The 24,696-nt window shown below is 39.6% G+C and carries 19 protein-coding genes; 4 read left to right on the top strand and 15 right to left on the bottom strand.

The window, feature by feature from the left end:
* Positions 1–75: 75 nt before the first annotated feature.
* The 15 genes from V7O66_RS08290 to V7O66_RS08220 all read right to left on the bottom strand — a co-directional run bounded on the left by V7O66_RS08290 (position 76) and on the right by V7O66_RS08220 (position 18,783).
* Positions 76–2,529 (bottom strand): oligosaccharyl transferase, archaeosortase A system-associated, encoded by a 2,454-nt coding sequence (locus V7O66_RS08290; protein ID WP_406659838.1) that lies wholly within the window; start codon positions 2,527–2,529, stop codon positions 76–78.
* 369 nt (positions 2,530–2,898) lie between these two features.
* Positions 2,899–3,810, bottom strand: coding sequence for a glycosyltransferase family 2 protein (locus V7O66_RS08285; protein WP_406659837.1), 912 nt, complete (start codon positions 3,808–3,810; stop codon positions 2,899–2,901).
* Between the two features lie 6 nt (positions 3,811–3,816).
* A complete protein-coding gene (locus V7O66_RS08280; RefSeq protein ID WP_406659836.1) occupies positions 3,817–4,773 on the bottom strand; it encodes a GDP-L-fucose synthase family protein in 957 nt (318 codons plus the stop codon).
* Between the two features lie 23 nt (positions 4,774–4,796).
* A complete protein-coding gene (locus tag V7O66_RS08275) occupies positions 4,797–6,044 on the bottom strand; it encodes a glycosyltransferase family 4 protein (protein ID WP_406659835.1) in 1,248 nt (415 codons plus the stop codon).
* Positions 6,045–6,366: 322 nt separating this feature from the next.
* Positions 6,367–7,287, bottom strand: a complete 921-nt coding sequence (locus V7O66_RS08270) for a glycosyltransferase family 2 protein (RefSeq protein ID WP_406659834.1) — start codon at positions 7,285–7,287, stop codon at positions 6,367–6,369.
* A 188-nt stretch (positions 7,288–7,475) separates the two neighbouring features.
* On the bottom strand, positions 7,476–8,615 hold the full coding sequence (locus tag V7O66_RS08265; RefSeq protein ID WP_406659833.1) for a glycosyltransferase family 4 protein: 1,140 nt from the start codon (positions 8,613–8,615) through the stop codon (positions 7,476–7,478).
* Positions 8,616–8,627: 12 nt separating this feature from the next.
* On the bottom strand, positions 8,628–9,638 hold the full coding sequence (locus tag V7O66_RS08260; protein WP_406659832.1) for a glycosyltransferase family 2 protein: 1,011 nt from the start codon (positions 9,636–9,638) through the stop codon (positions 8,628–8,630).
* 5 nt (positions 9,639–9,643) lie between these two features.
* On the bottom strand, positions 9,644–10,666 hold the full coding sequence (locus V7O66_RS08255) for a hypothetical protein (protein WP_406659831.1): 1,023 nt from the start codon (positions 10,664–10,666) through the stop codon (positions 9,644–9,646).
* A gap of 7 nt (positions 10,667–10,673) precedes the next feature.
* Positions 10,674–11,486 carry a DUF268 domain-containing protein gene (locus V7O66_RS08250; RefSeq protein WP_406659830.1) on the bottom strand — a complete coding sequence of 271 codons (813 nt, stop codon included), beginning with the start codon at positions 11,484–11,486 and terminating at the stop codon, positions 10,674–10,676.
* Positions 11,487–11,581: 95 nt separating this feature from the next.
* On the bottom strand, positions 11,582–13,060 hold the full coding sequence (locus tag V7O66_RS08245; RefSeq protein ID WP_406659829.1) for a flippase: 1,479 nt from the start codon (positions 13,058–13,060) through the stop codon (positions 11,582–11,584).
* A 178-nt stretch (positions 13,061–13,238) separates the two neighbouring features.
* Positions 13,239–14,273, bottom strand: a complete 1,035-nt coding sequence (gmd, locus tag V7O66_RS08240) for a GDP-mannose 4,6-dehydratase (RefSeq protein ID WP_406659828.1) — start codon at positions 14,271–14,273, stop codon at positions 13,239–13,241.
* A 70-nt stretch (positions 14,274–14,343) separates the two neighbouring features.
* On the bottom strand, positions 14,344–15,279 hold the full coding sequence (locus V7O66_RS08235) for a UDP-glucuronic acid decarboxylase family protein (RefSeq protein ID WP_406659827.1): 936 nt from the start codon (positions 15,277–15,279) through the stop codon (positions 14,344–14,346).
* Positions 15,280–15,290: 11 nt separating this feature from the next.
* Entirely contained in the window at positions 15,291–16,301 is a 1,011-nt protein-coding gene (locus tag V7O66_RS08230) for a sugar phosphate nucleotidyltransferase (RefSeq protein ID WP_406659826.1), read from the bottom strand.
* A gap of 155 nt (positions 16,302–16,456) precedes the next feature.
* Complete coding sequence (locus V7O66_RS08225; protein ID WP_406659825.1) at positions 16,457–17,410, bottom strand: NAD-dependent epimerase/dehydratase family protein; 954 nt, start codon at positions 17,408–17,410, stop codon at positions 16,457–16,459.
* Between the two features lie 65 nt (positions 17,411–17,475).
* Positions 17,476–18,783 carry a mannose-1-phosphate guanylyltransferase/mannose-6-phosphate isomerase gene (locus tag V7O66_RS08220; protein ID WP_406662612.1) on the bottom strand — a complete coding sequence of 436 codons (1,308 nt, stop codon included), beginning with the start codon at positions 18,781–18,783 and terminating at the stop codon, positions 17,476–17,478.
* Between the two features lie 378 nt (positions 18,784–19,161).
* On the opposite strand from V7O66_RS08220, the gene V7O66_RS08215 reads away from it, so the two are divergent.
* From V7O66_RS08215 to V7O66_RS08200, 4 genes are all read left to right on the top strand, one after another.
* On the top strand, positions 19,162–20,004 hold the full coding sequence (locus tag V7O66_RS08215) for a sulfide/dihydroorotate dehydrogenase-like FAD/NAD-binding protein (RefSeq protein ID WP_406659824.1): 843 nt from the start codon (positions 19,162–19,164) through the stop codon (positions 20,002–20,004).
* Entirely contained in the window at positions 20,004–21,377 is a 1,374-nt protein-coding gene (gene gltA, locus V7O66_RS08210; protein ID WP_406659823.1) for an NADPH-dependent glutamate synthase, read from the top strand. The genes V7O66_RS08215 and gltA overlap by 1 nt, the downstream gene beginning before the upstream one ends.
* Positions 21,378–21,479: 102 nt before the next feature.
* A complete protein-coding gene (locus tag V7O66_RS08205; RefSeq protein ID WP_406659822.1) occupies positions 21,480–23,519 on the top strand; it encodes a phosphoadenosine phosphosulfate reductase family protein in 2,040 nt (679 codons plus the stop codon).
* Between the two features lie 88 nt (positions 23,520–23,607).
* Positions 23,608–24,696 (top strand): AI-2E family transporter, encoded by a 1,089-nt coding sequence (locus tag V7O66_RS08200; RefSeq protein WP_406659821.1) that lies wholly within the window; start codon positions 23,608–23,610, stop codon positions 24,694–24,696.

The following is a 24,696-nucleotide window of genomic DNA, read 5'->3' as shown; positions in this document are numbered from 1 at the left end:
TCTACATGATGTTATTTGTATGTAGCGGAAGTCAAAAAATGCAACACTTGAAAAATAAAAAAGAGTGTGACCGGGTTATGCCTCGATCACGTTTCCATTCAAAACATCAACTTCGCTGACCCTGATATCTTCAGTCATACTTCCATAACTGATTGTGTAAGGTCCGGTTGGTCCTGCATCGAACTGTGTTTCGCCTGGTATGGCTCCCTCTGTGGAATAAGGCACTGTGAAGGAGTAAGTACCATTCGATACGGTTGATTGGGTATAGGTGAATGTCCTCATCTGGCTTGTCATAATGGTGGTGCTGATGGTTACAGTCTCACCCTCAGCTGCTGTACCTGTGATTGTTGCACCTTCCACATATTCGAAAACCTTCACATAACCTGTGTCTGTTTCAGCTATGTTTCCGCCAAACAGGGCATTGTACACGTTCTTGTATCCGGGTTCCTGTGTATTTCCGGCAGGTGATTCGTGCACAAGACGATATTGCTTCAGTCCGTTTCCATCAAAGATATGCAACCTTGCTTCCATGGATTCATAATATCTCGGTCCGGGTACGTTCTGGTAACCGACATCTGTCTGCACAGGGATGTAGTATCCTTCCGAATCCAGTGTCCAGGCTGTCATTGCGTAGAACTTGCCAGTTGCCATTTCCACATCCGAGACAACATAGCGTGCCCCTGCCTTTTCAGGATCAGGGTGAATGACTTCAAGTACTTCTGTTGCAGCTTCCTCTGATGGAGCTGTGAAGAAGGTGGATGCTCCAGGACGGTTCTCCTCTTCGAGGGTATGGGTACGTCCACCAATTCCTTGTTGGAAAGGGTTAGCATTGGGTATCCTGTGCCCTATAACCTCTATCCAGTGACCATAGTCCCACCAGGACATCACACCGTACGTATTTTCAGGGTATTGGTAACTCTCACCTGCAGCAGGTTTCTCGTAGCTCTCATAGTAATCCAGTCCGGAATCAGGGGTGTTGTATTTGAGCCACTGGGTTGTTTCGATCCAGTAACCATTTGGTCCTCCAGTGCCTTGGGACTGCTGCATTGCAAGACTGTAGCTTGGGTATATGAGAATTAGTATTATGAATGCAGCTGAAAGTATATGTGCTACTTTTATGCTCTTAGCGTTGAAAGTCTTGGATTTGATGCTATCCATCAGTTTTTGCCAGCCAGCAAGGTCAAGCACTTTTATGCCGACCCATGCACTGAGTATTGCAGCATTTACTGAATAGTAGTATGCGAAACGGTTCTGCTGAATCATTGCCCAGATAATCATTAATGTCCAGATTATCAAAAACGTGTTCTCAGGGGTGTTTTTCTGGGTGAAGGCCTTGTAAATGAGTATTCCCAAGGCGATGAATGAGATGTATCCCAGGGCTCCGAAGTTGTACCAGATAGGTTGTAGGGAGAACTGTCCGCCAATGGAGAGGAGTGGTGAGGCTTCTGCGATGGTGACTCCGCCGCCTGTGCGCACGAAGTAACTTGCTAAACCGGCGATCAATGAATATATTGATGGTGAGAATATTTTTGCGAGAACAATTACTAAGATGGATAATGCTGCTATTGAAACAGGATAGTAGTATTTTTTGAGTTTTCGTTTGTTGAGTTCTATGGAGATGAGAGTGAAGATCGGAAATGCTATGATGCCGGCGGATAGGCCTTTTATCAAGAGACCTTTAGAGGACAGATTAGGTATCATGAGTACCATCAATAAAGCAATGGCAAATGTTATGATACCGCCAAATGCCAGATAATCTGTAGACCTATTGTGCATGTGATCTACTATATGCTGCACTGTTATGTAGATGCCAAGTATGAAACTGAAGAATATAGCTCCATACCATGCGAGTGAATAAGCAGCCAGTGACACTCCTGCCAGTATGAAGTAGGGAAGTACAGTTCTTAATGTATCAAAGTTCCTGTTTTTGAGATCTTCAAAGGTAATTGGATGTTCGTGAGCAATCTTCAGTGCCATTATCATAAACACAGCTATAATAGTGGTGAGTAGGGTCTCAGCGATGTGATGGTCATTGAATCCGATCATGGATCTTGATAGGAACTGGCCAGGTGCTAAAGCGATAAGGAATGCTGCGAGCAATCCGACTCTGCGATCGAATACCCATTTGGCAGCAAAATATGTTGGAATCACTACGAGTGCGGCCAAAAACGTGGGGTAGTATGCGCAAACTTTGTATATCAGGTCTTGACTTGGGTTTCCAAATCCAAGTATCCAGATGATTGCAGCGAGTACCATATCGAAAAGAGGTGCAAAGATCTGGTGCGTCCCATTTGGATATTGTGTGTGAGCATCGAACCACAGCATATTTGGAAAGTTGTGCAGAATGGACTCTACGTTTCGTAAGTGATACCATGGATCATTTCCACCAAAGCGCACAAATCCATTTGATAGAAATACACCTGCTTTGGGTATGGTTCTGATATATAATGCTATAAGGAATGAGATAAGCACTCCTGTGCAGTAAGGTAGTGCATTAATAAATTTCTTTTTTTTGTTTTCACCTGTCATATGCTTCACTCACATTTAATGCATATTGAATACTTCCAACATTAAGGGGTTAGATTACAGAATTTATAGAATTTAGATTGCCATTTTTCAAGTAGTAAAACTTCATCTTTATAGATATGAACTGAACAATAAAGCTAATAGTGGTGTTAAAGGAAACTTTCTTTTAAATTTGCAATGTACTACACCATTATACGATATATAACTATTATCAAATAAATTTATATTTATTTGAATTGTTGTGCTTCAATCCATATTTCAGATTGTCACATTTAAGCTATATATTAAGGAGAAATAAAAAAGCTTATTGTAGCTGACTAGCAAATGAAATAATATTTACTAAAAAGATTAGTATGGTGTCGAATCAATGAATTAATCATTTTTGTTTTCCAGAATAGCGTTCTTTTTGCAAGAAAGGCCTGTGACAAAGCGTTTCCCAAAATTAACTAAATATCTACTATTCTTAACTCCAAGTATATGATTTAAAAATGGATAACTCATGGCCCATGCATATGATATGAGCCAGGGAATGGTAATCACCTTTAAATGATTCTTTCTTCTTGCATTGGCAGTTTCTTTAACTAATTTTGTGCAGTTGGCAGTAACTCCTCCGGTTTGCATTCCTGCTACGATCAATTCATTCACAAAAAGAGCATCTCCGCCGTCCTTAAAGGCTCTAATAAGTAATTCATAATCTCCTACAATATCAAAAGATTCATCAAACTTCCCATATATTTCAAAGAGACTACGATTGTGAAACATCCCCTGATGCGTAAAAGTACATACTCCATCTACAATAATTCCATTCCATGTATGACCCCACGGTTCACCATCAACACAACAGATCTCATTATCTTCCGTGACTCTTGCAACCTGTCCATACACCAGCTGCAGATTTTTGGATTCTGCTTTGATCAGATGTGGTGTTATTTCTTCAAATACATTACTTTTCCAAAGATAGTCGTCAGATCCCAAGAAGTAAATCCAGTCCCCTTTGACATGATCAAGTGCCTTATTCCATGCATTGTAGATACCATTATCTGGTTCTGATTCCCAATAGGTAATTTTATCATCGTTTTCTGTCAGGATATCTATGGTTCCATCTGTGGAACCCCCATCAATTATAATGAGTTCTTTATCGGGATATGTCTGATCAGATACACTATCGATACAGCGTTGCAAGGTTTTGGAACCATTATACACGGCCACAATAATGGATATAAGGGGTTGTGATGTCATTTTATTTTGCCATTGGATATTTATGAATGTTAAATCAACTTTCAATAGCATTCATTGTGATATTATTTTACTTTCCTTTTTACCTGTATACCACTCGTATGTTTGCATAATTCCATCCCTGAGCGATATCTTTGCTTCCCATCCAAGCCCATCCATCCTGCCCACATCCAGCAACTTCTGCGGAGTACCGTCAGGTTTCGATGTATCGTAAACGATCTCACCTTCATATCCAACAATATCCCCTATAAGTTCAGCAAGCTCATGAATAGTGATATCTTTTCCAACTCCGATATTAACAAACTCATCTATGTCGGAAGCATCATAGTTCTCCATAAGGTGAATACAGGCATCTGCCATATCATCTACGTGCAGGAACTCACGCCTTGGTGAACCTGTGCCCCAGAGCACAATCTCCGACTTATCATTTATCTTTGCTTCATGGAACTTGCGGATGAGTGCAGGCATCACATGGGATGTCTCTAGATTGAAGTTATCATTCTGGCCGTAAAGATTTGTGGGCATGACTGACATGAAGTTTGTGCCATATTGCTGGTTGTAATGTTTACACAATCTGATGCCTGCAATTTTTGCTATGGCATATGCTTCATTGGTAGATTCCAATTCTCCGGTAAGCAGATATTCTTCTTTCATGGGCTGGGGTGCAAGCTTTGGATAGATACATGATGAGCCAAGGAAAAGAAGCTTTTTGACACCATAGACGTTTGATGCATTAATCACATTTGCTTCGATCATGAGGTTCTCATATATGAATTCAGCCGGATATGTGCTATTTGCAAGAATACCACCTACTTTGGCTGCTGCAAGGAACACATACTCAGGTCTTTCTGTTTCAAAAAAGTTGTTGACAGCCTGTTGATCGGTTAGATCAAGTTCATCATGCGTTTTACACACTAAATTAGTATAACCGCTTGATTCCAGTTTTCTCTTTATAGATGAACCAACCATACCCCTGTGACCAGCAATATAAATCCTGCTTTTCTTATCCACTTTAATTCCTCAATAAATTTTAATTATAGTTTTGAATATAAATCAGCATATTGTTTAGCGACCGATTTTAGTTCAAAATTGTTTTCTACATATTTCCTGGAAGCTTCACTTAGGTATTTTTTCCTTTGATCCTGCTCAACGACCCACTCTATACCTTTTGCCAGGTCCTCCACATCAAATGGTTTTGCTAGGTATCCATTTTCTTTATGCACGATCATGTCTGACATCCCACCAATATCAAAAGCTACAGAGGGTGTTCCGCATGCAAGAGATTCCATAATAGTATTTGGCAAATTATCCTGTACAGATGGAGCCACAAAGACATCAGCTGCAGAATAGATGGAAGTTAACATATTGTCCGGCAATCTTCCCATATAATTAACTGGAATATCCAATTGGTCCCCTCCACTCGAATTTCCAAATACAATGGCTTCAAAATCTAAATCCTCAGAAAGGATGCTTATTGCAGATTTTAAATATTGAAACCCTTTTCTTTTGTCCTGGGTGGAGTTCAATGCCCCAAAAAGGATCAAATTCTTATCCAAAGGCAAGTTAAGGGCTTTTCTGGCTTCATCTTTAGCAACGGGTTTGAATTTTTGAAGATCAAGACCGTTTGGAATAACTTCTATTTTCTTATCCTCAAATAAAGAACTGGAACGTGCACAATTTGCAAGCCAATGACTGGGTGTGACAACAGTAAAATCCAGATCATCCCAACATTCTTTTTTGTGTTTCCATACCCGCTTGCTTAGATCATTCTCTTTATTTGAACCTAGCTGTGGACAACTACCACATTTGTCTTTATATCTATCACATGTACCATTATAGTGGCAACCACCGGTAAAAGCCCACATATCATGTAGGGTCCAGACAATAGGTTGCTTTATTTTAGCAACTTCCTGAACAGGAACAAAGCCCTGGCAGATCCAATGGAAATGTACAACATCAGGATTAAGTTTGTTAATTTTCCTGTGTATATTGTTGGGGAGCCACTGGGGGCTCCAATCGATTTGTTTGAAATTATGAGGATCATAATATATCAAAGGCAAGCGATCAACAAGGTAACGGCCAACCGCCATTATGTTCCAGGTAGATGATCTTGGACCTTTGATATTTGTTTTTGGTCCTATTACAGAATTATCATTACTACTTTTCTTCTGGACTAACATTTTTGATTCAACGTCAATTTGCTGAAGTCCTTGATGCAACCTATAAGCTGCTCTGGCTGCACCGCCTTGAATGTCTGATGTATTGAGGAGAAGGGGCTTCATAGTTTTTCACAAAATTATTATTTTTAATTATTAGTACAGGGAGTTGTTAAATTATATATAACTCATGGGTTAAAACTACTGCATGCTTCGAGATGACAGTTTTATAACGTAGGTATTTTATTAATATATCAATAAATGTCTCTAATGTTGCTCCAATAATTATATTTGTCTACAATCTTTCGCTAGTTCTATCACGATAATGGCAACTCTTGGAAAAATGTATTGGCAGAAGAAATAAAAAAATTAAAAGTTATAAATAAAAATATAAAAGTATCTGATGAAATATATAATATCTTATTAATTAATCATCAATCAAATAAAATCATTTGATGAATGAATCAACAAACTTACCATATTTGTGATAGCAAACATGTAATATTTTCTTAAATGATGATCCTGTGTGAAAAGCCTGATATGCTTTTACTATTCTTCTATCAGGAATTACTGTTTCAGGAAATGATATCTTTTCTGAATTCTGTCCATTGATTTGAACGTTATATCTTTCATCAGGAGAGCAATGAGTTCCACTACCATCATGACCGATGTTCATTATTCTGGACTTCACAGGATTTATGGAAAATCCATCATGCATAATTATGTTGATTGCCCAAAAAACAGCCCATGAATTTATCTTGCCATTTATCTGCCTTTTTAGCATAGAATATAAGTCCAAACCAGCTAGATCTACTTTTTTCTTCATTGAGTTTGAACTATCAATCGTTTCTAATATGCGAGGGTCATTAGAATAATACTTCCAGGCCCTTCTCCAGGTGCCCCAGCCCCAGGATGAAAACCGATAGGAAAAATATATGTCATAAGGATAATCTCCCGGCATTTCTATCGGAGGAGCATAACCACTCACATTCATAATTCTTTCATCGAGCTCATAATTAGAGAGACAAACATTCATGAAATGTAGAAAGTCAGGAGAAGTAACACAATCATCTTCTAAAACAATTATGCGATCGTGATTCTGCAATATGTGATTCACACCATCTACAATTGATTTTGCCAGACCTTTATTGAATTCATTTTCAATCACGATGATATTTTCCAGTTTATACGAGTGGATCAATTCACGTGTTAATCTAACAGATTCCATATCTTTTTTACTTTTTGCTCCATCGCAAAAAACATAAAGTAAGCTATCTGTAAATCCAGAATTCACAACCAAACTTTCAAGCGTCTTGCGGGCGTGATCAGGGCGGTTGTATACAAATAAGGCTATTGGAGCAAGTTTCATTTTAACTTCCTAGTTATAGTTCCCGATGTATTAGAATTATGCAATTTTAGTCTATGTAGAACACCTATTAAAATCAATATATATGGGCTGAATTGAAATTATATTCAATATCTTGCAACACATTATATGATATTTATAAGTTCGATTATTGTTCAACATTGAAGATTTCTAAAGAGCCTATTTTGATGTTATTTATGCAGTAATGATGTATGCAAATCCTTCATTTTTTTATATTGTACCTCTTCTGAAAAACGGTTTTTTGCTCGCAATTTCCCAGAATAACTCATTTTGCATCTAAGCTTATCATCTTCAAGTAATTTAATTATTTGCGAAATAAAACATTCCGCATCTTCTGGTGAGCATATTATGCCAGTTTCACCGTTTACAACCGATTCAGGAAGGCCACCTGCATTGGATGTTACGCAAGGTAGTCCATGAGCCATTGCTTCTACAACTGAGATACCATGACTTTCGAGTAAACTTGGCTGAAAATATAATGTACTATTGTTATATAGGGCATCTACATCTTCTCGATATCCTATAAATTTAATAGACTCTAATCCCAGTTGCTTGACTAAATCTTTACATTCTTCTAGAAGATTTCCTTCACCAGCCCAGATGAATTCGAGCTGCATATCTCGTTTTTGTCTTATTACTTTTTGTGCAACTTCAATCCATAATCTTGGGTTCTTATACCAAACAACATGTCCCAATGTTAGGACTCGATAAATCGTTGTGTTTTCATCGTAATTGGTACATTCAACAAGAGGTGGGTTTTTTGCAGAATTATAAATAACATGAATACAATTCGCTTTTTTTTTTGGTACCCAATAAGATAATATCTGTAATTTTGAGTATTCTGAGACAGTAACTACTGCTTTATTAGCATTTAGGCATAAATTTAAAAACAACTTTTGAATAATACTAAGACCAATTATTTTACTCTTTAGGGGATATGTATGAAATATGTACATAAACCTTACAGGAAATAAAATCAGTCCGATGAACATTCCGGGCGTACCGTTTGATACAACTATCAAATTAGGTCTTTCCTTTAAAAATAATGGAAAGGTAGTGAAAATATCAAAAATAAGGTTAAGTGGAAAATAGCGTAGAAATATTTTAACCCCTTCTCTACGCCCAGGAATAATGTATATTTTATATTTGTAATGTTTAATAAGTAATTCTATTTCATTATCCAGTTGGTACTTTGATAGAGCAATTGCAACATCATAATTTTGGGAGGAATAAAACTTCAATAAATATATAAAATAACTGCGAGTACCCCCCGATGAGCTGAATTCTGGAATCAATAAAATTTTATTCATTTCGCACATTTTTTAACTTTCCCATTTTATTATGCACTTAGCAAATAGATATATATGCTTATAAAATTCGCTGTGTTTTCTTAATGGAGAGTTCCAATACATTGACCAAGTAATTCTTCCTAATCCTGTAGCTCCCCTGCAGACAAAAAACCATCTTTCGGCAAGAACATTGGTAAATGCTGGTTCGGGATAAACATGTTTTTCAGAATTTGTTTTTTGAAGCTTTAAGAGCCATAAATTGGCAAGTGATACGAAATATTTTGATTCATCAAATTGCCACGCTCCTATTTTTCGATGGATTTGTTTTTCATTATCTGAATATAAAATATTCAATCGTTTAATTTGTCTTTCTTGTACATTCCAAACAGATGATTTTTGCTGAAGTGCATTCATTTTCGAAGTTTGATTTTCATGGAGGCGATAAAAAGTCAAAATCTTTGGTATATTAGTAATTTTACAGCAATAAGAGAGACGTTCCCATAGATCATAATCTTCTGCCGGAGGATAATTCAAATCGAAGTATTGGTTATCTTCTACCAATAATTCTTTCCGAAGCATAACTGAAGAGGTTGCCAATGGGTCGTCAAAAAGCATTCGGCAGCGTATAAAATCAGGATTTGTGGGATAACGCCATTTATGGTTCCTTTTTGTGCCAATTGTTTTCACCCATGTGCCACAAATTCCTATTTCAGGGTGCTCATCCAGCAGCTTTACTTGTTTTTCTAATCTGAGTGGATGACTTATGTCATCAGCATCCAACCACGCAATGTATTCGGCTTTAGCTTCATCAATACCTCTATTTCTCACTTTAGCCAAACCACTATTTTCTTTATTGTTCAGCAACCTAATACGTGGGTCATTGTATGATTCAATAATCGTTCTACTTTTATCGGTCGAACCATCATTTATTATTAAAAGTTCAAAATTTAGAAATGTCTGATTCAAAATACTTTCAATAGCATCTTTCAGGTATTTTTCAGCATTATACACAGGCATAATCACTGATACTTTAGGATTTTTCAAATAGATCAATCCTCCTTCAGACCATTTCGTTTAACAAATGAAATCTCAATTTCTTGCTGTGCGCTTTCGTTTACAAAACCATAAAGTGCACGATAATCTATTTGCATGCCTCGGTTCCATTGGTCTAATAAGTAATCCTGGTGAATAGTTCCATGAATGTTATTGTTATAATCCTGAACTTTATTTATCGGGAGGTTAATAATTTTTGATTTTTGATAGCATATACCATGTCTATGTTTGAAATATCGCAAGTGGCCTTGCAAATTCCCTTCAAATGTGTTAGGGGAATTGAAGCTTGTGTTCTTCGCAAGAACAATAATCTCACGTGTTAAAAAGAGATGTCCATCAACGGATAAAGGATAAGACCAATCAAGTTCACCATTTTTCCATATCCAGCAAAGCTTGTCCTTATCAGAAATAGCATCGGGGATGAACGGCGGTAGTTTTTGGTCTTTTTGTGTTGTATATGCCCGCTTCAAATTTGCACCCATACGAAGGGATACTACAGTCGTTAGCGCATCAAATTTAACAAAATCGAATATATCAAGATCTTCCGTAAATACAATATCGTCTACTAAAAAAAAGACTTTTTCGGCACTTACAGATTCAAGGATAGGTATGAGTTGATCTTTAAATGAGTCTTTATTCTTCTGATATACTGCAGAAACTTGGGAGTCCTCAAAAAGAGAAAATACCTCATTATAAGCTTTTTGATGAGCGCTTGATGATGTTCGATATAAGACATGCACCGGTACTGAGTTATTCACATTCTCAAAGTAAGAACAGAGTAGTGCATGAAGTTGAATCGCCCGGTCCATAGAAAAGATTATGCATTCAGCTGGGTATTCACTGTTACTTTTATGTGGATTCGTATAAATATCAATGAGATCTGGAAGAATACACTTCTCCTTTTTCAGAATAACGAGATGAAGTTGCATCAGGACAATGTTAATAAGTTTTAGTAATATATCAAGGGATTTTGGATGAATCTGAAGTACTTTTGCTTTGTATACTGATAAAATGTTCATAGAATCCTCACTTTACTATTTTACTAAACCAAAAGCATCCACACCCATAACTTTGCTCATCAGCCATCTTTTTTGTGGCATTTAATATCAAACCACCATCTTCGGGATTATCAGGAATTAAAGCAAACTCTTTTAAGTCAAAATCTTTGAAATAATCCATTATCTGTTCATAAGCATATATACGATGAGCATTAAACATAATTCGAGGTTTACCTATTGGTACTACAAAGAGCAAATCTGCGTCTTGTGCTAAAACTCTCTTAATCTCTGTAATTGCTTTTATGTCTCCATCTGGATCTACTGGATCTCCATATCTTCCAAGTCCAATATGTTCTATCACGTGCATACAAGAGAGTGAATTTATACTTTCATTAGTGAAAGGAAGTGAAGTCAAATCGGCATGTTCTGATTTGAGATTACTTAACTGTAGGTCTGCAGGCCGATAGTCATAAAAATTTACTTTTATGAATGCAGAAATCATGGACACAAAATATAAGCTGGATGAAATATCTGCATGTTCAGCAGGCTTAGTCTGTGCCAAAATTCTTGCAGCCCATGCTGTATGAAATACATAATGTCTATCAAAACCTGTACTCGTTGTAGCATCATTTAAACATGGATACCGTTCGCTCCATTTAATCGAAAATCGTTCGTTTTTCTGAGATGCTATGTATTTAAAGTTATTAAAGTCTCGTTTGAATTTTGGCAAAGAAATGATATTCTTAGTCCATTGATACAATAAAACAATAGGATATATTTTATTAAATATCCTTTTCAAACGATCTAAATAATTATGTCTGCAGCCGAAGTTGAATTTCATATTTTTGCCAAATTCTTTCTGGTATTATTTATCAGTATAGTATTCTTTGTAATTATGATAATATGATTCACACTTCAAGTCAATATTATCATGCATTAAGAACTCTTGGACCATATCACACTCATCTGAATTGTAATTCCTTTCAACTCTTCATAAATCTTCCTATCAAACCTCAACACCAAAATTCCGTACACTGCAGCTCCTAGCACAATCGAAATAAGTGTTATCCACACATTCGACAACGTTACAACAATCCGATACACTCCCAAGAATAATCCCATTATGAAGGCTGCTTTCAGGATATTCACTAAACTTTTACGTTCCAATGCTATAGTCATCGTCTTTTCCAGCACCTGTCGTGCAAGAAGTGCATTCAAAAACAAGGTCACAAACGTAGCAATCCCAGCTCCTGTAATACCAATCATGTTTATCAATACTGCATTCAGCACGACGTTCGCGGTCACTGCCACAGATGTTGCCCTGAATGCATCCTTTTGCATGTCCATAGCACCAAGGTATGCCAAGAAGAATATCTGGAATACGTTGATGACCTGAACAATGAACAGGACTATAAGTACAGGATATCCTTTAGCAAAATCGGTACCGTAGAAATAATACAGTAATTTGTCACCAATCAATATACCACCTATGCACATCGGAGTGGCCAGAAGCAATGCATAGGTTATCGCACGGGAAAGAGATTCTTCTATCTGTTTTATCTCCCCTGTCTTGCTCCAGCGGCTGACCTTTGGCCATAGTGTGACCTGCAAAGAGGTAGTGGCAAGTGCTGCTATTGATGTGAATTGCATCACAACCCTGTAAACACCAACATCATTGTTGCTCATATAATAGCCGATCATAACCGTATCAGCATACGAATACACCATCACCCCACTTGATGTCAAAAACAGCCAGAACGAGAATGTGGACAGGCTTTTCACATGATACCACTTAAACCGCACAAGATGTAGGTCAAAGAATCGCAGTTCGATTACGGAGGCAATAATCATCCCTGCAACAAAACCACCCACAAGACCTGCAACACCATAACCGAGAAACACCGTTAAGACCTGGACGAAGATTCGTGTAATTTCGTTGATAAAACCACATGTTGCCTGGATCCCAATTTTTCCACGTCCAGCAATAGCGTTGTTTAATGGTCCATATATCAGGGAAGCGATCAGTGCCACAAGCATCCAGTTGAACACACCAGCATCATTGAGGTCCGCAAAAGACTCTCTGAACGTGAGCAAAGCCACAATGATTACAGTCACGAAGAACGAACGTAGCACAAAAAATGCACTAAAATATGCATCCTGTTCATCTCCTTCACTGATACGTTTGATGGCAGCCCCGGCGAGTCCTCCATCACTGACAAGGTTGATGATGCCGAAGTATGCCATGAACAGAAAATATCCACCCAGAACACCAGCACCTACAGTATGGGCGAAATACATTGTGCTCAAAAAGCCAATGAACGTAAGTGCTATTTTCCAAATGAACGATATGATACTCTGGCGCTGGATTGGCTCGATAGCCATTACATGGGAGAATATCGTTTTTACTTTCAACATGATATTTCAACAAATGGTTTAATAATCCAATGAATCGGTAATAAAATAGCAATAAACTGTGGTTTGTTGTATTAATTAAGGCATACGGCATTTATAATATATCATTGATACTATTTTCTATGTATTTTGGTTCATGTTTGAATACATCATAAACAATCTAAATGTAGAAAGCAACACATTACAACTTCCGTAAATCCTCATCAACCATAATACTTACCAAATTTCCAAACTCAACCTTAGGCACCCACCCCAGTTTCTCCTTAGCCTTCGTTGGATCTCCTAGCAAAAGCTCCACCTCAGTAGGTCTGTAATACCGCGGGTCAATCTCTATCAAAGTCTCACCAGTCTCAGCATCTAATCCTACCTCATCAACACCTTCGCCTTTCCATTCAATATTAATTCCAACTTCCCCAAACGCAAGTTCCACAAATTCTCTTACTGAATGTGTTTCGCCTGTCGCAATCACAAAATCATCAGGCTCATCTTGTTGAAGCATAAGCCACATGGCCTCCACATAATCCCCGGCAAATCCCCAATCGCGCTTTGCATCTATATTTCCAAGATACAGTTTATCCTGAAGGCCTTTCTTTATATTTGCCACTGCCATTGTTATTTTTCTTGTGACAAAAGTCTCACCACGCATTGGGGATTCGTGATTGAACAATATGCCGTTACATGCAAACATGCCATAAGCTTCACGATAATTGATGGTGATCCAGTAAGCGTACAACTTTGCAGCAGCATAGGGACTTCTTGGGTAGAATGGAGTTGTTTCTTTTTGTGGAATTTCCTGCACCTTTCCGTATAGTTCGCTGGTGGAGGCTTGGTAGAATTTTGTTTTCTTTTCCATTCCAAGTATGCGCATAGCTTCCAGAAGCCTCAGGGTTCCTAATGCATCGGAGTTGGCAGTATACTCTGGTGTGTCAAAAGAAACCTGTACATGGCTCTGAGCTGCCAAATTATATATCTCATCTGGCTGTGTTTCCTGTATGATGCGTATCAGATTGGTTGAATCAGTGAGGTCACCATAGTGCATAAAGAAGTTCACGTTTCTCTCATGTGGGTCTTTGTAAAGGTGATCGATGCGTGAAGTATTGAAGGAGGATGACCTTCTTTTAATTCCGTGTACAATATATCCCTTGTCAAGAAGGAACTCGGCCAAGTAGGCACCGTCTTGACCTGTTATTCCAGTTATTAATGCCGTTTTAGTCATTTAATTACCCCTATAGCTTGCAATAATATTATTTTTGAATTGGTATAGTTAATAGATTATACTTTTTTAGTCAATTTTTTGATTTATTTTTCCGAAAGTAATCGACCGTTTGCTCCAAACCTTCTTTCAAACCAACTTTCGGCTCCCACTTAATAACTTCCTTTGCCCTGCTGATGTCGGGCCTTCTAACTTTAGGATCATCGACAGGAAGCTCATTGAAAACAATCTTTGAGTCACTTCCTATTATTTCAAGAACCTCTTCTGCAAACTCAAGCACCGTCATTTCAGCTGGATTGCCTATATTCACAGGATCAGCAAAGTCTGACATCATCAATCTGTATATTCCATCTACAAGGTCTGAAACATAGCAGAACGACCGTGTCTGCGAACCATCTCCGTACACCGTAATATCTTCGCCATTTAGGGCTTGGTTTATGAAATTAGGAACAACTCTTCCGTCATTTGCACGCATGCGTGGTCCATATGTATTGAATATGCGTACGATTCTCGTATCTATATCGTGATATCTGTGGTAAGCCATGGTAATAGCTTCAGCATAACGTTTTGCCTCGTCATATACGCCTCTAGGTCCGATAGGGTTTACATTTCCCCAATAACTTTCAGGCTGCGGATTGACTAATGGGTCACCGTATACTTCGGAAGTAGAAGCAATCAATAATCTGGCTCCTTTTTCCTTTGCAAGTCCCAGCATATTATATGTGCCAAGAGCTCCTACTTTGAGGGTTTGGATTGGTAATTCAAGGTAATCAACAGGAGAAGCAGGACTTGCGAGATGGAATATATAGTCGATCATGTCTCCGAAATATATCGGTTTAGTTATGTCATGTTTCAAATATGTGAATTTATCCGAAGTTATATGATTGATATTTCTTGTACTACCTGTCACAAGGTTATCTATACAAATGACTTCGTGTCCTTTCTCAAGCAGAAGATCACACAGGTGTGACCCCAAAAATCCTGCACCACCGGTTACTATTGACTTCATGTTATCACACTCTAAAACTCTATTGTAGATGAATCACCTATATTTAAAGAGTTGTGTTTACCCACAACGTTTGCATCATCTCCAACTATGGATGTTTGCAGGTTCACCTTTGATATGTGTGTGCGTGCACCAATCACGCTGTCTGATATGATGGAGCTCTCTACAATGGTTCCCCCGGCAATTGATGTATGGGGGCCAATAACGGAATTAACAACCTTCACATTTTTTCCAATCGCTACGGGGTGTATTATTACAGAATCTGATATTTCATGATCACAGCTTATGTTCTCTTTTTCATTCAGTAGGACTTGATTAGTTTCAAGGAGTGATTTTGCATGACCACAGTCGTACCAGCTGGAGACCTCAAACGTCTTGAGTTTGTTACCCTGTTGTATCACTTCTTGAAGTGCATCTGTAAGCTGGAATTCTCCACGTGACCTTGTATCGTTATTTATCATCCGTTCCAATATCCCAAACAGCATATCTGTATCTTTAATAAAGTATACTCCTGCTATCCCAAGGTTGGATGCCGGATTTTCAGGTTTTTCCTCAAGTTTCTTGATGCAAGGTGAGTTCTGTTCAAGTTCGACAATTCCGTATTTTCTAGGTTCTTCAACTTCCCGAACTCCTATAGAACCTGCGCATTTTTCATTTTCAGTGTGCTTCTGATAGAAATCCAGGTATCCTGTTTTAAAGATCATATCTCCAAGGGCGATCATGATATCCGAATCTTTCACATACTCACGTGTTATGTATACTGAGTGTCCAAGACCAAGCCTATTTTCCTGCTCAACATACCTGATGTTAAATATGTCCTGATAATTGTCGCTGACGTATGACATCAGTTGCTCTTTATGGTACCCAACAACAAGTATGATCTCTTCAGGCCCAAGGTCTATCATCCTGTCAAGTATATGTCCTATGATTGGCTTGCCTGCGATATAGACCATAGGCTTTGGTTTTGTATGGGTATGCGGGAAAAGACGCGTTCCAGTGCCTGCTGCAGGAATAATCACTTTCATATTTGTTCTCCATATTAAATATTCAATATATTATGTTTGATAGATAAGGTGCTATTGTGATTTCTTATTTAGAATAAGCTCTTCTTAGTCACCACTCTACTTTTGTATGGGCTTGCAAGCGTGTCATTCATTATTGAATTTTAAGACCTTTTCATTTAATGTAGTAAGGAGTGTACTGTTTCCCTAACACTTCTTTCAGAAGAATATCCTGAATTCCATCCAAGTCTTTTCAACTTCTCGACTTCAAGCAGCATTCTTGGAACATCTCCTTTCCATCCACGATTACCACCAGTATATGTGAATTCTACATTTTCAAGTCCCATTTCCTCAACAATGACCTCACCTATTTCAGTTGCATTGATAGTGTCTTCAGAACCTACATTGAAAATGTTAACAGCTTCATTGCTGTTATTTACAACAAACATTATCGCTTTAACGCATTCGGACACATGCAGATATGATTTCGATTGCCTGCCATCACCAAGAATTTCAAGTTGTTGTGGATTGTCCCTGAGCTTTTGAATGAAATCAACAATGATACCGTGGGTCCCTCTGTCACCGACAATATTCGCGAACCTGAATATCCAGGATTTCATATCAAATGTATGCGAATAGGACGTGATGAGGGCTTCACATGCAAGCTTGGATGCCCCATATAAGGAGATCGGAACAAGCGGCCCATATTCTTCAGGTGTTGGGATCACTTCAGCTTCGCCATAGACCGTTGATGTGGAAGTGAATACAATATTTGGAACATTGTTCCTGCGCATTGCCTCAAGCACATTGTAGGTTGCTGTAATGTTCTGATCAAAGTGTACTCTCGTATCAACAGATCCAAGTTTCACATCAGGATTTGCAGCCACATGGTATACAAGATCAATGCCCTCGCACGCTGCATAGATCTCTTCGGCGTTGAGTAGATCTCCTTTTATGAGTGTAAAATTGGGCTTTCCAAGATGCTGTTCTATAAACTCCATATGTCCAGAACTGAAGTTGTCAAAAACAATAACCTTATTTCCTGTCTCCATCAACCTGTCGACAATATGGCTTCCAATAAAGCCTGCACCGCCTGTGACAAGTATTTTTTCTTTTTGAATTTCAGTTTTCATTTTCACTGTAATCCTCTATGTCCTTGATATTCTCACTCATAAAAATCAGAAAGATGGCAATTCTATTATTTTCTCCCATATTCATCATCAAATCGGACAATGTCATCCTCTTGCACATACTCGCCCAACTGTACCTCAATGATCTCAAGAGGCACTTTACCCGGGTTTGAAAGTCTGTGCTTCATTCCTGATCTGATAAAAGTGCTTTCTCCTTGTCTCAGGAAGTATTGTTCTCCATCAACCTGGACACATGCCATCCCCTCCACAACCACCCAGTGTTCACTTCGGTGATGATGCAGTTGTAGACTTAATTTTTTCTGTGGCATGACGATTATGTTCTTGATCTTATGTCTTTCTGAGTTTTCCAGTATGGTGTATGAACCCCAGGGTCTGTACACTGTCTGGTGCAGTTGAGCACGCTCATCATTGCTGTCCTTGAGAGCTGATACAACATCCTTGACCTTCTGGCTGCTGTCCTTTGGACATACAAGTAATGCATCTGGTGTGTCTACAACAATCATGTCCTTGATGTCAACAAGTGATACGATCTTATCAGGTTTAGAGTATATCAGGTTGCTTGATGAATTGATCAGCACATCATCGCAGTTGTATACAATATTACTGTTTTCATCTTTGTCGAATTCTTCGTAGATGGCATTGAAGTTACCAAGGTCACTCCATCTTTCATCAAGTTTGACTACTGCTACACGGTCTGATCTTTCCATGATTCCGTAGTCTATGGAGATAGAGGCGACTCTTTCATAGATATCTTTCACGCTTTCAGAATCGTTGAAAGCCGCAGAGATTTCAGGGGCATATCTTTCAAGTTCTTCGAAAAAAACATCCGTGTCAAAAAGGAACATCCCGCTGTTCCAGAGACATCCATCCTCAATATATTTTCTTGCACTGGAAACATCTGGCTTTTCCTTGAATTCTGATACCTTGAAGCCGCATCCAATTGGTTCTGCTGGTTTGATGTATCCGTAACCTGTGTGAGGTGAGGTGGGTACAACTCCGAATGTAAGCAGGTACTCAGAGGCAAGCTCCTCAGCGTTTCTGATGGTTGCCATTGCGTTTTTATCGAGTACGTGATCCGATGAAAATATCCCGACCACTGACCTTCCAAAGCGCTTCTTTATCTCCTGCATCCCAAAGGCGATTGCTGGAAGTGTGTTCCTGCCGACCGGTTCCAGTAGAATATTGTCAACTGGGATTTCATAGCCCAGTTCTTCAACCTGGCCGATAACGAAGAATTTCTGTGATTCGTTCGTTACGACAAATATCTCAGTTATGTCTGAAATTTCAAGACATCTGAGTACCGTATCCTGAAATAATGATGTATCATTCAACTTTAAGAACTGCTTTGGATACATTTCACGACTGAGGGGCCAAAGTCGTGTTCCTGACCCGCCAGCTAGTATGATGGACTTGATTATAATTCCTCCACTTATCACTTAGGGATGTTCTATGTTTTTGTCAATAAATGGGTATACAAATATATAAACAAGTTGTATTTTATTTCTGGAACTAAATAATAGTATTGTCTGAACCTTTAAATATCAAAAAGAATTACGCATGTAACTATTCACTAATTGATTGCAAGTATTTAGTTGAAGATGCTATAATCAAAGTTTATTATTAATTTTAATATTTACTTCATATATTACTATCATCTCAATTCTTAAGTACTATTACTCCTATCATTCTCCCCAAATCCAACTTTTCCTAATCAAACATTATAATGTGATTAAATGCCATACAAAATTATCGAAAAAAAGGAAATCGCCTCCAATGTGTGCATGATGAAGATCATGGCACCGGATGTTGCCAGGGCAGCTAAGGCCGGGCAATTCATAATCTTACGCATTGAAGAGAACAGCGAACGCATACCATTGACAATTGCAGACTTTGATGTCAATGAAGGTTATGTTACTATAATCTTCCAGGAAATGGGCAAGACAACAAAACAACTTGCAAAGATGACTGAAGGAGATGACATCCAGGACTTTGTGGGTCCTCTTGGAAAAGAATCTGATGTCGAGAAACTGGGTACGGTCATCCTTGTGGGTGGCGGCGTGGGAATCGCTCCTGTGTATCCACAAGTCAAAGCCTATCGTGAAGCTGGAAATAAGGTAATATCTGTAATTGGTGCAAGGAATGAATCTCTTCTCATACTCGAAGATGAGATGCGGGATTTTAGTGATGAACTCTATGTTGCCACAGATGATGGTTCCAAAGGTCACCATGGCTTTGTTACAGATGTAGTAAAGAATATACTTGACAGTGGCGCAGATATTGCCAGAATAGTTGTAATAGGCCCACCAATCCTGATGCGTGTGGCTGCTAATATGACCGCTCCTTACGGTGTTGAAACTCTTGTCAGTCTCAATCCGATCATGATCGATGGTACCGGCATGTGCGGAGGATGCAGGGTTTCAGTGGGCAATGAAACGAAATTTGCCTGTGTAGATGGACCTGAGTTTGATGGGCATAAGGTCGACTTTAACCTGTTGATGAGTCGTCTTGGACTGTATCGTGATGAGGAGGCTCACTGCCTTGAAAACCACGCATGTATCTGCAAGGGGGCAAACTGATGACTGTTAGAGAACCAATGCCTTTGCAGGATCCTTCTGAAAGGGCTCAGAACTTCAATGAGGTCGCCCTGGGTTATTCCGAAGAGCAGGCAGTTGCTGAAGCCATGCGTTGCCTGGAATGCAAGAATCCCAAGTGTGTCGATGGATGTCCTGTGAATGTTGACATTCCAGGCTTCATAGCCCAGATGAAAGAGAACAATTTCGATGATGCTATCGCAACCATAAAGCTCACAAATTCCCTTGCAGCAGTATGTGGTCGTGTCTGTCCGCAGGAAACACAGTGCGAACAGATGTGTGTGCTTGCAAAGAAGGGTGAACCTGTTGCCATAGGAAGACTTGAACGTTTTTGTGCCGATAATGAAAGGAAAAATGGCGTCACTCCGCCTGTAAGGGCTGAACAGACTGGTAGATCTGTGGCAGTCGTAGGTGCCGGACCCGCCGGACTTACTGCAGCAGCGGATCTTGCAAGAGGTGGGCATGCAGTTACCGTATTTGAAGCATTGCATGATACCGGTGGCGTATTGACCTATGGTATTCCTGAATTCAGGCTTCCAAAATCTATAGTGAAAGAAGAGGTAGATTACATCAAGCAGCTTGGTGTGGACGTGAAGGTGAATTACATCATCGGAAAGATCAAGACCCTTGATCAGTTGAGGGCTGATTTTGATGCTGTTTTCCTTGGTACCGGTGCAGGCCTGCCAAAGTTCATGGGAATTGAGGGTGAGAATCTCAATGGCGTTTATTCAGCCAATGAGTTCCTGGCAAGGGTAAACCTGATGAAGGCTTATGATTTCCCTGTATATGACACACCTATCAAAAGAGGTAAGCGGGTAATGGTCGTAGGTGGCGGTAACGTTGCAATGGATGCTGCCCGAAGTGCCCTGCGCCTTGGTGCTGATGAGGTAAGCATCATCTATCGTCGCAGTGAAGCTGAACTCCCTGCAAGACGGGAGGAGGTCGAGAATGCCAAAGAAGAGGGTATTATTTTCAGGCTGCTGACCAATCCTGTCAGTATCCTTGAAGGCGACAATATGACAGTCAGGGGTATCGAGTGCGTGAAGATGGAGCTTGGTGAAGCTGATGGGTCTGGTCGCAGAAGCCCCGTGCCTGTGGAAGGTTCTGAGCATATAATAGATGCCGATGTGATCATCATTGCCATTGGTACATCTCCTAACCCGATGATACTTTCAGGTTCTGAAGGACTGGAGGTAGATTCCAGGGGATTGATGGTTGTTGATGATTCCGGAACGACTTCCATTGGGAATGTCTGCGCCGGTGGGGATGCGGTGACTGGTGCAGCAACCGTTATCAGTGCCATGGGTGCTGGTAAGGTGGCAGCAAGTACCATCAACGATCATCTGGAGAACAATTAGGTATTTTCCGGCTTCTAGCCGGATAATCTTCTATTTTCTCACTTTCATTTTTACTTTTTTTCGGAATCATCTTTTTAAACTAACAAACTCTTGGTAGCACAAATGAAAAAGAGCGGATCATACAAGCAAGCTTCTGGAAAGAAAAAGAAGAGCTACGGTAAAAAGCCTTACAATAAGGTTGATCATACTGTAAAGAAGCATTCTGGTCCGAAGCATTCTGATTCGCAGAAAAGATCCGGTACAAAACGTGCAAATTATGAGAATGACTATATTTTCTGGTGCAAGGAATGCAACGTTCCACTGATAGGTCCCAAGTGCTGCACCTGTGGGCAGGAAGGTATCCGGCTCAATCTAAGCCAACCTGCGGATATCAGGTTCTGCTCTCCTTACGAGAGGAACATACTCCATGAAAAGCTGATGGAATCATTTTCATACGACCCAATTGGGGGCCGCATAGTTCTGCTGAATAAGATCCCTGGTGATGATAAGACCGATGAGGTCATCGTTGATGGCCTGCTGTTTGGTATTCTCAGATTCGATCTTTCTATAATGGACTATGCATTTGATATCCAGCTTGAGGGTGCAGGAATACTTCTTGAGTATGCAAAGGAAAAAACCGTAGTATTAAAGCGAAGCTCCAAGCACCTTAATGGCAAGAGGGTCGACCCCAATGATATTGAATCAATGGGTGCAGATGTAAAAGAGGGTGAGGATGTACTTGTCATATCAGGAAAGCTGAGCGGCTTTGGTGTAAGTTTTTGTGATGCTAATGATCTTCTTTCATGTACAGGTCCTGCCCTGAGAGTTCGAAAAATAGATTCCAATCCAGTATCTCTCAATCCAAAGATCTCTTCAATGGATGATGTGGTCGCTGCAAACATCGAGTACATAAGGAAGCTGGGCAAGAATGCTATCAATACTATCAAAGGCATAGCCAACCAGGGTGAATATAAAGATCTTCCAGTTCATGTTTCATTCAGTGGTGGGAAAGATAGTCTTGTGATACTCGACCTTACCATCAGTGCTCTTAGAAAAAGAAAAGTTGAAGCATTCTTCATCAATACCGGCATAGAATTTCCTGAGACCCTTGACTTTGTGTATGAATATTGTGAAAAGAATAGCATTCCTCTCACTGAGAAGAAGGCAGGAAATACTTTCTGGGAAAATGTGGAGGTATTCGGTCCACCTGCAAAGGATTTCAGGTGGTGCTGCAAGGTCTGCAAACTGGGACCTGCAAATGCGGCTATCGAAGAGTGTCTGGAAACATCCAGGACCTGTCTGACAATAGATGGAAAAAGAAAGCATGAGTCATTTTCCCGCGCAAATATAGCTGCCAGTGAAATGAATCCATTTGTTCCGGGGCAACTGAACATATTTCCTATAAGGGATTGGAGAGCCATAGAGGTCTGGCTGTATATTCACTGGAGGGGTATGGATTACAATCCTCTCTATGATATGGGATTTGAGAGAGTCGGGTGTTATCTTTGTCCTGCTGCACTTTCAGCTGAATACCATCGAATGGGTGAGATCCATTCTGACCTTTACGAAAGGTGGGAATCGTTCCTGTTGAACTGGGCCGAAAAGACAGGTATGTCTGAAAAATTCATGGAGCATGGTCTATGGCGCTGGAAAGAGCTTCCTCCAAAAATGTTAAAATTATGTGAGAACCTTGGCATATCCTCTTCAGGTGGGGCGCAAGAGGGGGATTTCAGTATTGATATCACTTCAGGAATTTCCCCATGCAAGGCTGGGGGGTACTCCATAGAAGCTATTATCCATGGTTTTTCCATGAAATCATCTACCAATATCATGAATATGATGGGTGAGACTGTATTTTCTGAGGAGCTTGGTCTCTTAATAGTTAAAGGAAAGGCATCATCCGTTAAGTTCTTTTCATCGGGCAATATGCTTGTAAATGCAAAGAGCAGGGAGGATGCAGACCGGCTTTACAGTGATGTTTCCATGCAACTGATCCGCAATCATAGATGCACAGGTTGTGGTATATGCGTAAATGCTTGCCCTGTGAGTGCCATAAGTCTGGATAATGGCAATGGTATTATCGTCAATGATCGTTGCATAAGGTGTGGAAAGTGCACAAAGTCCTGTGTAGTGTTGAAATATGCTGGGAAAATGAATCGTTAATGCACCTGTTGCAGGTAAGTTTTCGTGGTGAATTATTAATACCTCGGACGTATTATATTTAAAACACTATAGTTTACTTAAAATATTGATGGATGATATGGTGAGTTCTCAGAAGGATGGCATTTCGCGTATAATTGACTATAAATGGAGTATTGCAGCAGGACTTTTGTTTTTAATCCTTCTGGTAATCCAGTTCTCCGTATTCCTTCCAATTGCTGATGGAATTATTCTTGGTCTTGTATTTGCTTACCTGTCTCGCCCGATCTACCTGAAGTTTAAGCGCTTTCCGCGTATCGGTGCATTTGTAGCCACAATGTGCATTGTAATTCCTGTTGTTTTTATAATAGGGTCGGGTCTCTTTGAAATACTCGGACAGATTGGATGGCTGATCGAAAATCAGGCATCAGTTGCTAATTCCCTGCTTGACTTTTTCAGGTCTATAGATATTCCTGCAAAATATAGCGATGATGTCCAACAATTGATCTGGAATTTTTCCACTACCGTACTTTCACTATTTGGCAAAATTGGGATTTTTTCCTACGCAAGAGATCTCTTAATGTTTGGACTGAATATTCTAATTGCGATTTTTGTATGTTACTACTTGCTTGCTGACGGAAACCGCTTGTATTCTACGATCATAGTATGTTTCCCTGATAAATGCAAAAAATCTGTAACAAAGTATTTTGAACATCTGGATGTTATTTTGCAGGGTGTATTCATAGGCAATGCGTCAGCAGCACTGGTGGTAAGTGTACTCTCTGTGATAGTTTTCTATGCATTCGGTTTTTCCAACATACTTGCACTTTCAGCGTTGATCTTTGTGGCATCTGTAATTCCAATGTTTGCGGGCTATACCGTATTGCTGGTTTTGTCGGCTTATCGTTATTTCCAGTATGGTCTGGAAAGTGCTGTGGTTTTTTTTGTAGTAGCTTCACTGGTAATCTATGTCCCACCTGAGCTTTTCCTGCGTCCTTATCTTGCAAGTGTAAAATCTCATATACATCCTCTTCTGATTCTTCTGGCATTTCTGGGGGGGGCTTTTGTGGGTGGTATTGCAGGTTTCTTTGCAGCTCCAATGCTTCTGGGCGCCATAGTTTCAGCCTACCGGGTATATGTTGATGGTGATTCTGACGCATGCTTGCTTCCTGAGGACTCGATCTCACCTATCGAAGAATAA

The sequence above is a fragment of the Methanolobus sp. ZRKC3 genome, assembly GCF_045291275.1.
GTDB lineage: Archaea > Halobacteriota > Methanosarcinia > Methanosarcinales > Methanosarcinaceae > Methanolobus.
The sequence above is the reverse complement of the archived record's forward strand: the minus strand, read 5'-3'. Positions and strand labels throughout refer to the sequence as shown.

Bases quoted from the DNA above. Each gene is read 5' to 3' on its own strand.
- V7O66_RS08290 (WP_406659838.1), bottom strand. From the start codon at position 2,529: ATGACAGGTGAAAACAAAAAAAAGAAATTTATTAATGCACTACCTTAC.
- V7O66_RS08275 (WP_406659835.1), bottom strand. From the start codon at position 6,044: ATGAAGCCCCTTCTCCTCAATACATCAGACATTCAAGGCGGTGCAGCC.
- V7O66_RS08270 (WP_406659834.1), bottom strand. From the start codon at position 7,287: ATGAAACTTGCTCCAATAGCCTTATTTGTATACAACCGCCCTGATCAC.
- V7O66_RS08265 (WP_406659833.1), bottom strand. From the start codon at position 8,615: ATGAATAAAATTTTATTGATTCCAGAATTCAGCTCATCGGGGGGTACT.
- V7O66_RS08255 (WP_406659831.1), bottom strand. From the start codon at position 10,666: ATGAACATTTTATCAGTATACAAAGCAAAAGTACTTCAGATTCATCCA.
- V7O66_RS08250 (WP_406659830.1), bottom strand. From the start codon at position 11,486: ATGAAATTCAACTTCGGCTGCAGACATAATTATTTAGATCGTTTGAAA.
- V7O66_RS08245 (WP_406659829.1), bottom strand. From the start codon at position 13,060: ATGTTGAAAGTAAAAACGATATTCTCCCATGTAATGGCTATCGAGCCA.
- gmd (WP_406659828.1), bottom strand. From the start codon at position 14,273: ATGACTAAAACGGCATTAATAACTGGAATAACAGGTCAAGACGGTGCC.
- V7O66_RS08235 (WP_406659827.1), bottom strand. From the start codon at position 15,279: ATGAAGTCAATAGTAACCGGTGGTGCAGGATTTTTGGGGTCACACCTG.
- V7O66_RS08230 (WP_406659826.1), bottom strand. From the start codon at position 16,301: ATGAAAGTGATTATTCCTGCAGCAGGCACTGGAACGCGTCTTTTCCCG.
- V7O66_RS08225 (WP_406659825.1), bottom strand. From the start codon at position 17,410: ATGAAAACTGAAATTCAAAAAGAAAAAATACTTGTCACAGGCGGTGCA.
- V7O66_RS08220 (WP_406662612.1), bottom strand. From the start codon at position 18,783: ATGTATCCAAAGCAGTTCTTAAAGTTGAATGATACATCATTATTTCAG.
- V7O66_RS08215 (WP_406659824.1), top strand. From the start codon at position 19,162: ATGCCATACAAAATTATCGAAAAAAAGGAAATCGCCTCCAATGTGTGC.
- gltA (WP_406659823.1), top strand. From the start codon at position 20,004: ATGACTGTTAGAGAACCAATGCCTTTGCAGGATCCTTCTGAAAGGGCT.
- V7O66_RS08205 (WP_406659822.1), top strand. From the start codon at position 21,480: ATGAAAAAGAGCGGATCATACAAGCAAGCTTCTGGAAAGAAAAAGAAG.
- V7O66_RS08200 (WP_406659821.1), top strand. From the start codon at position 23,608: ATGGATGATATGGTGAGTTCTCAGAAGGATGGCATTTCGCGTATAATT.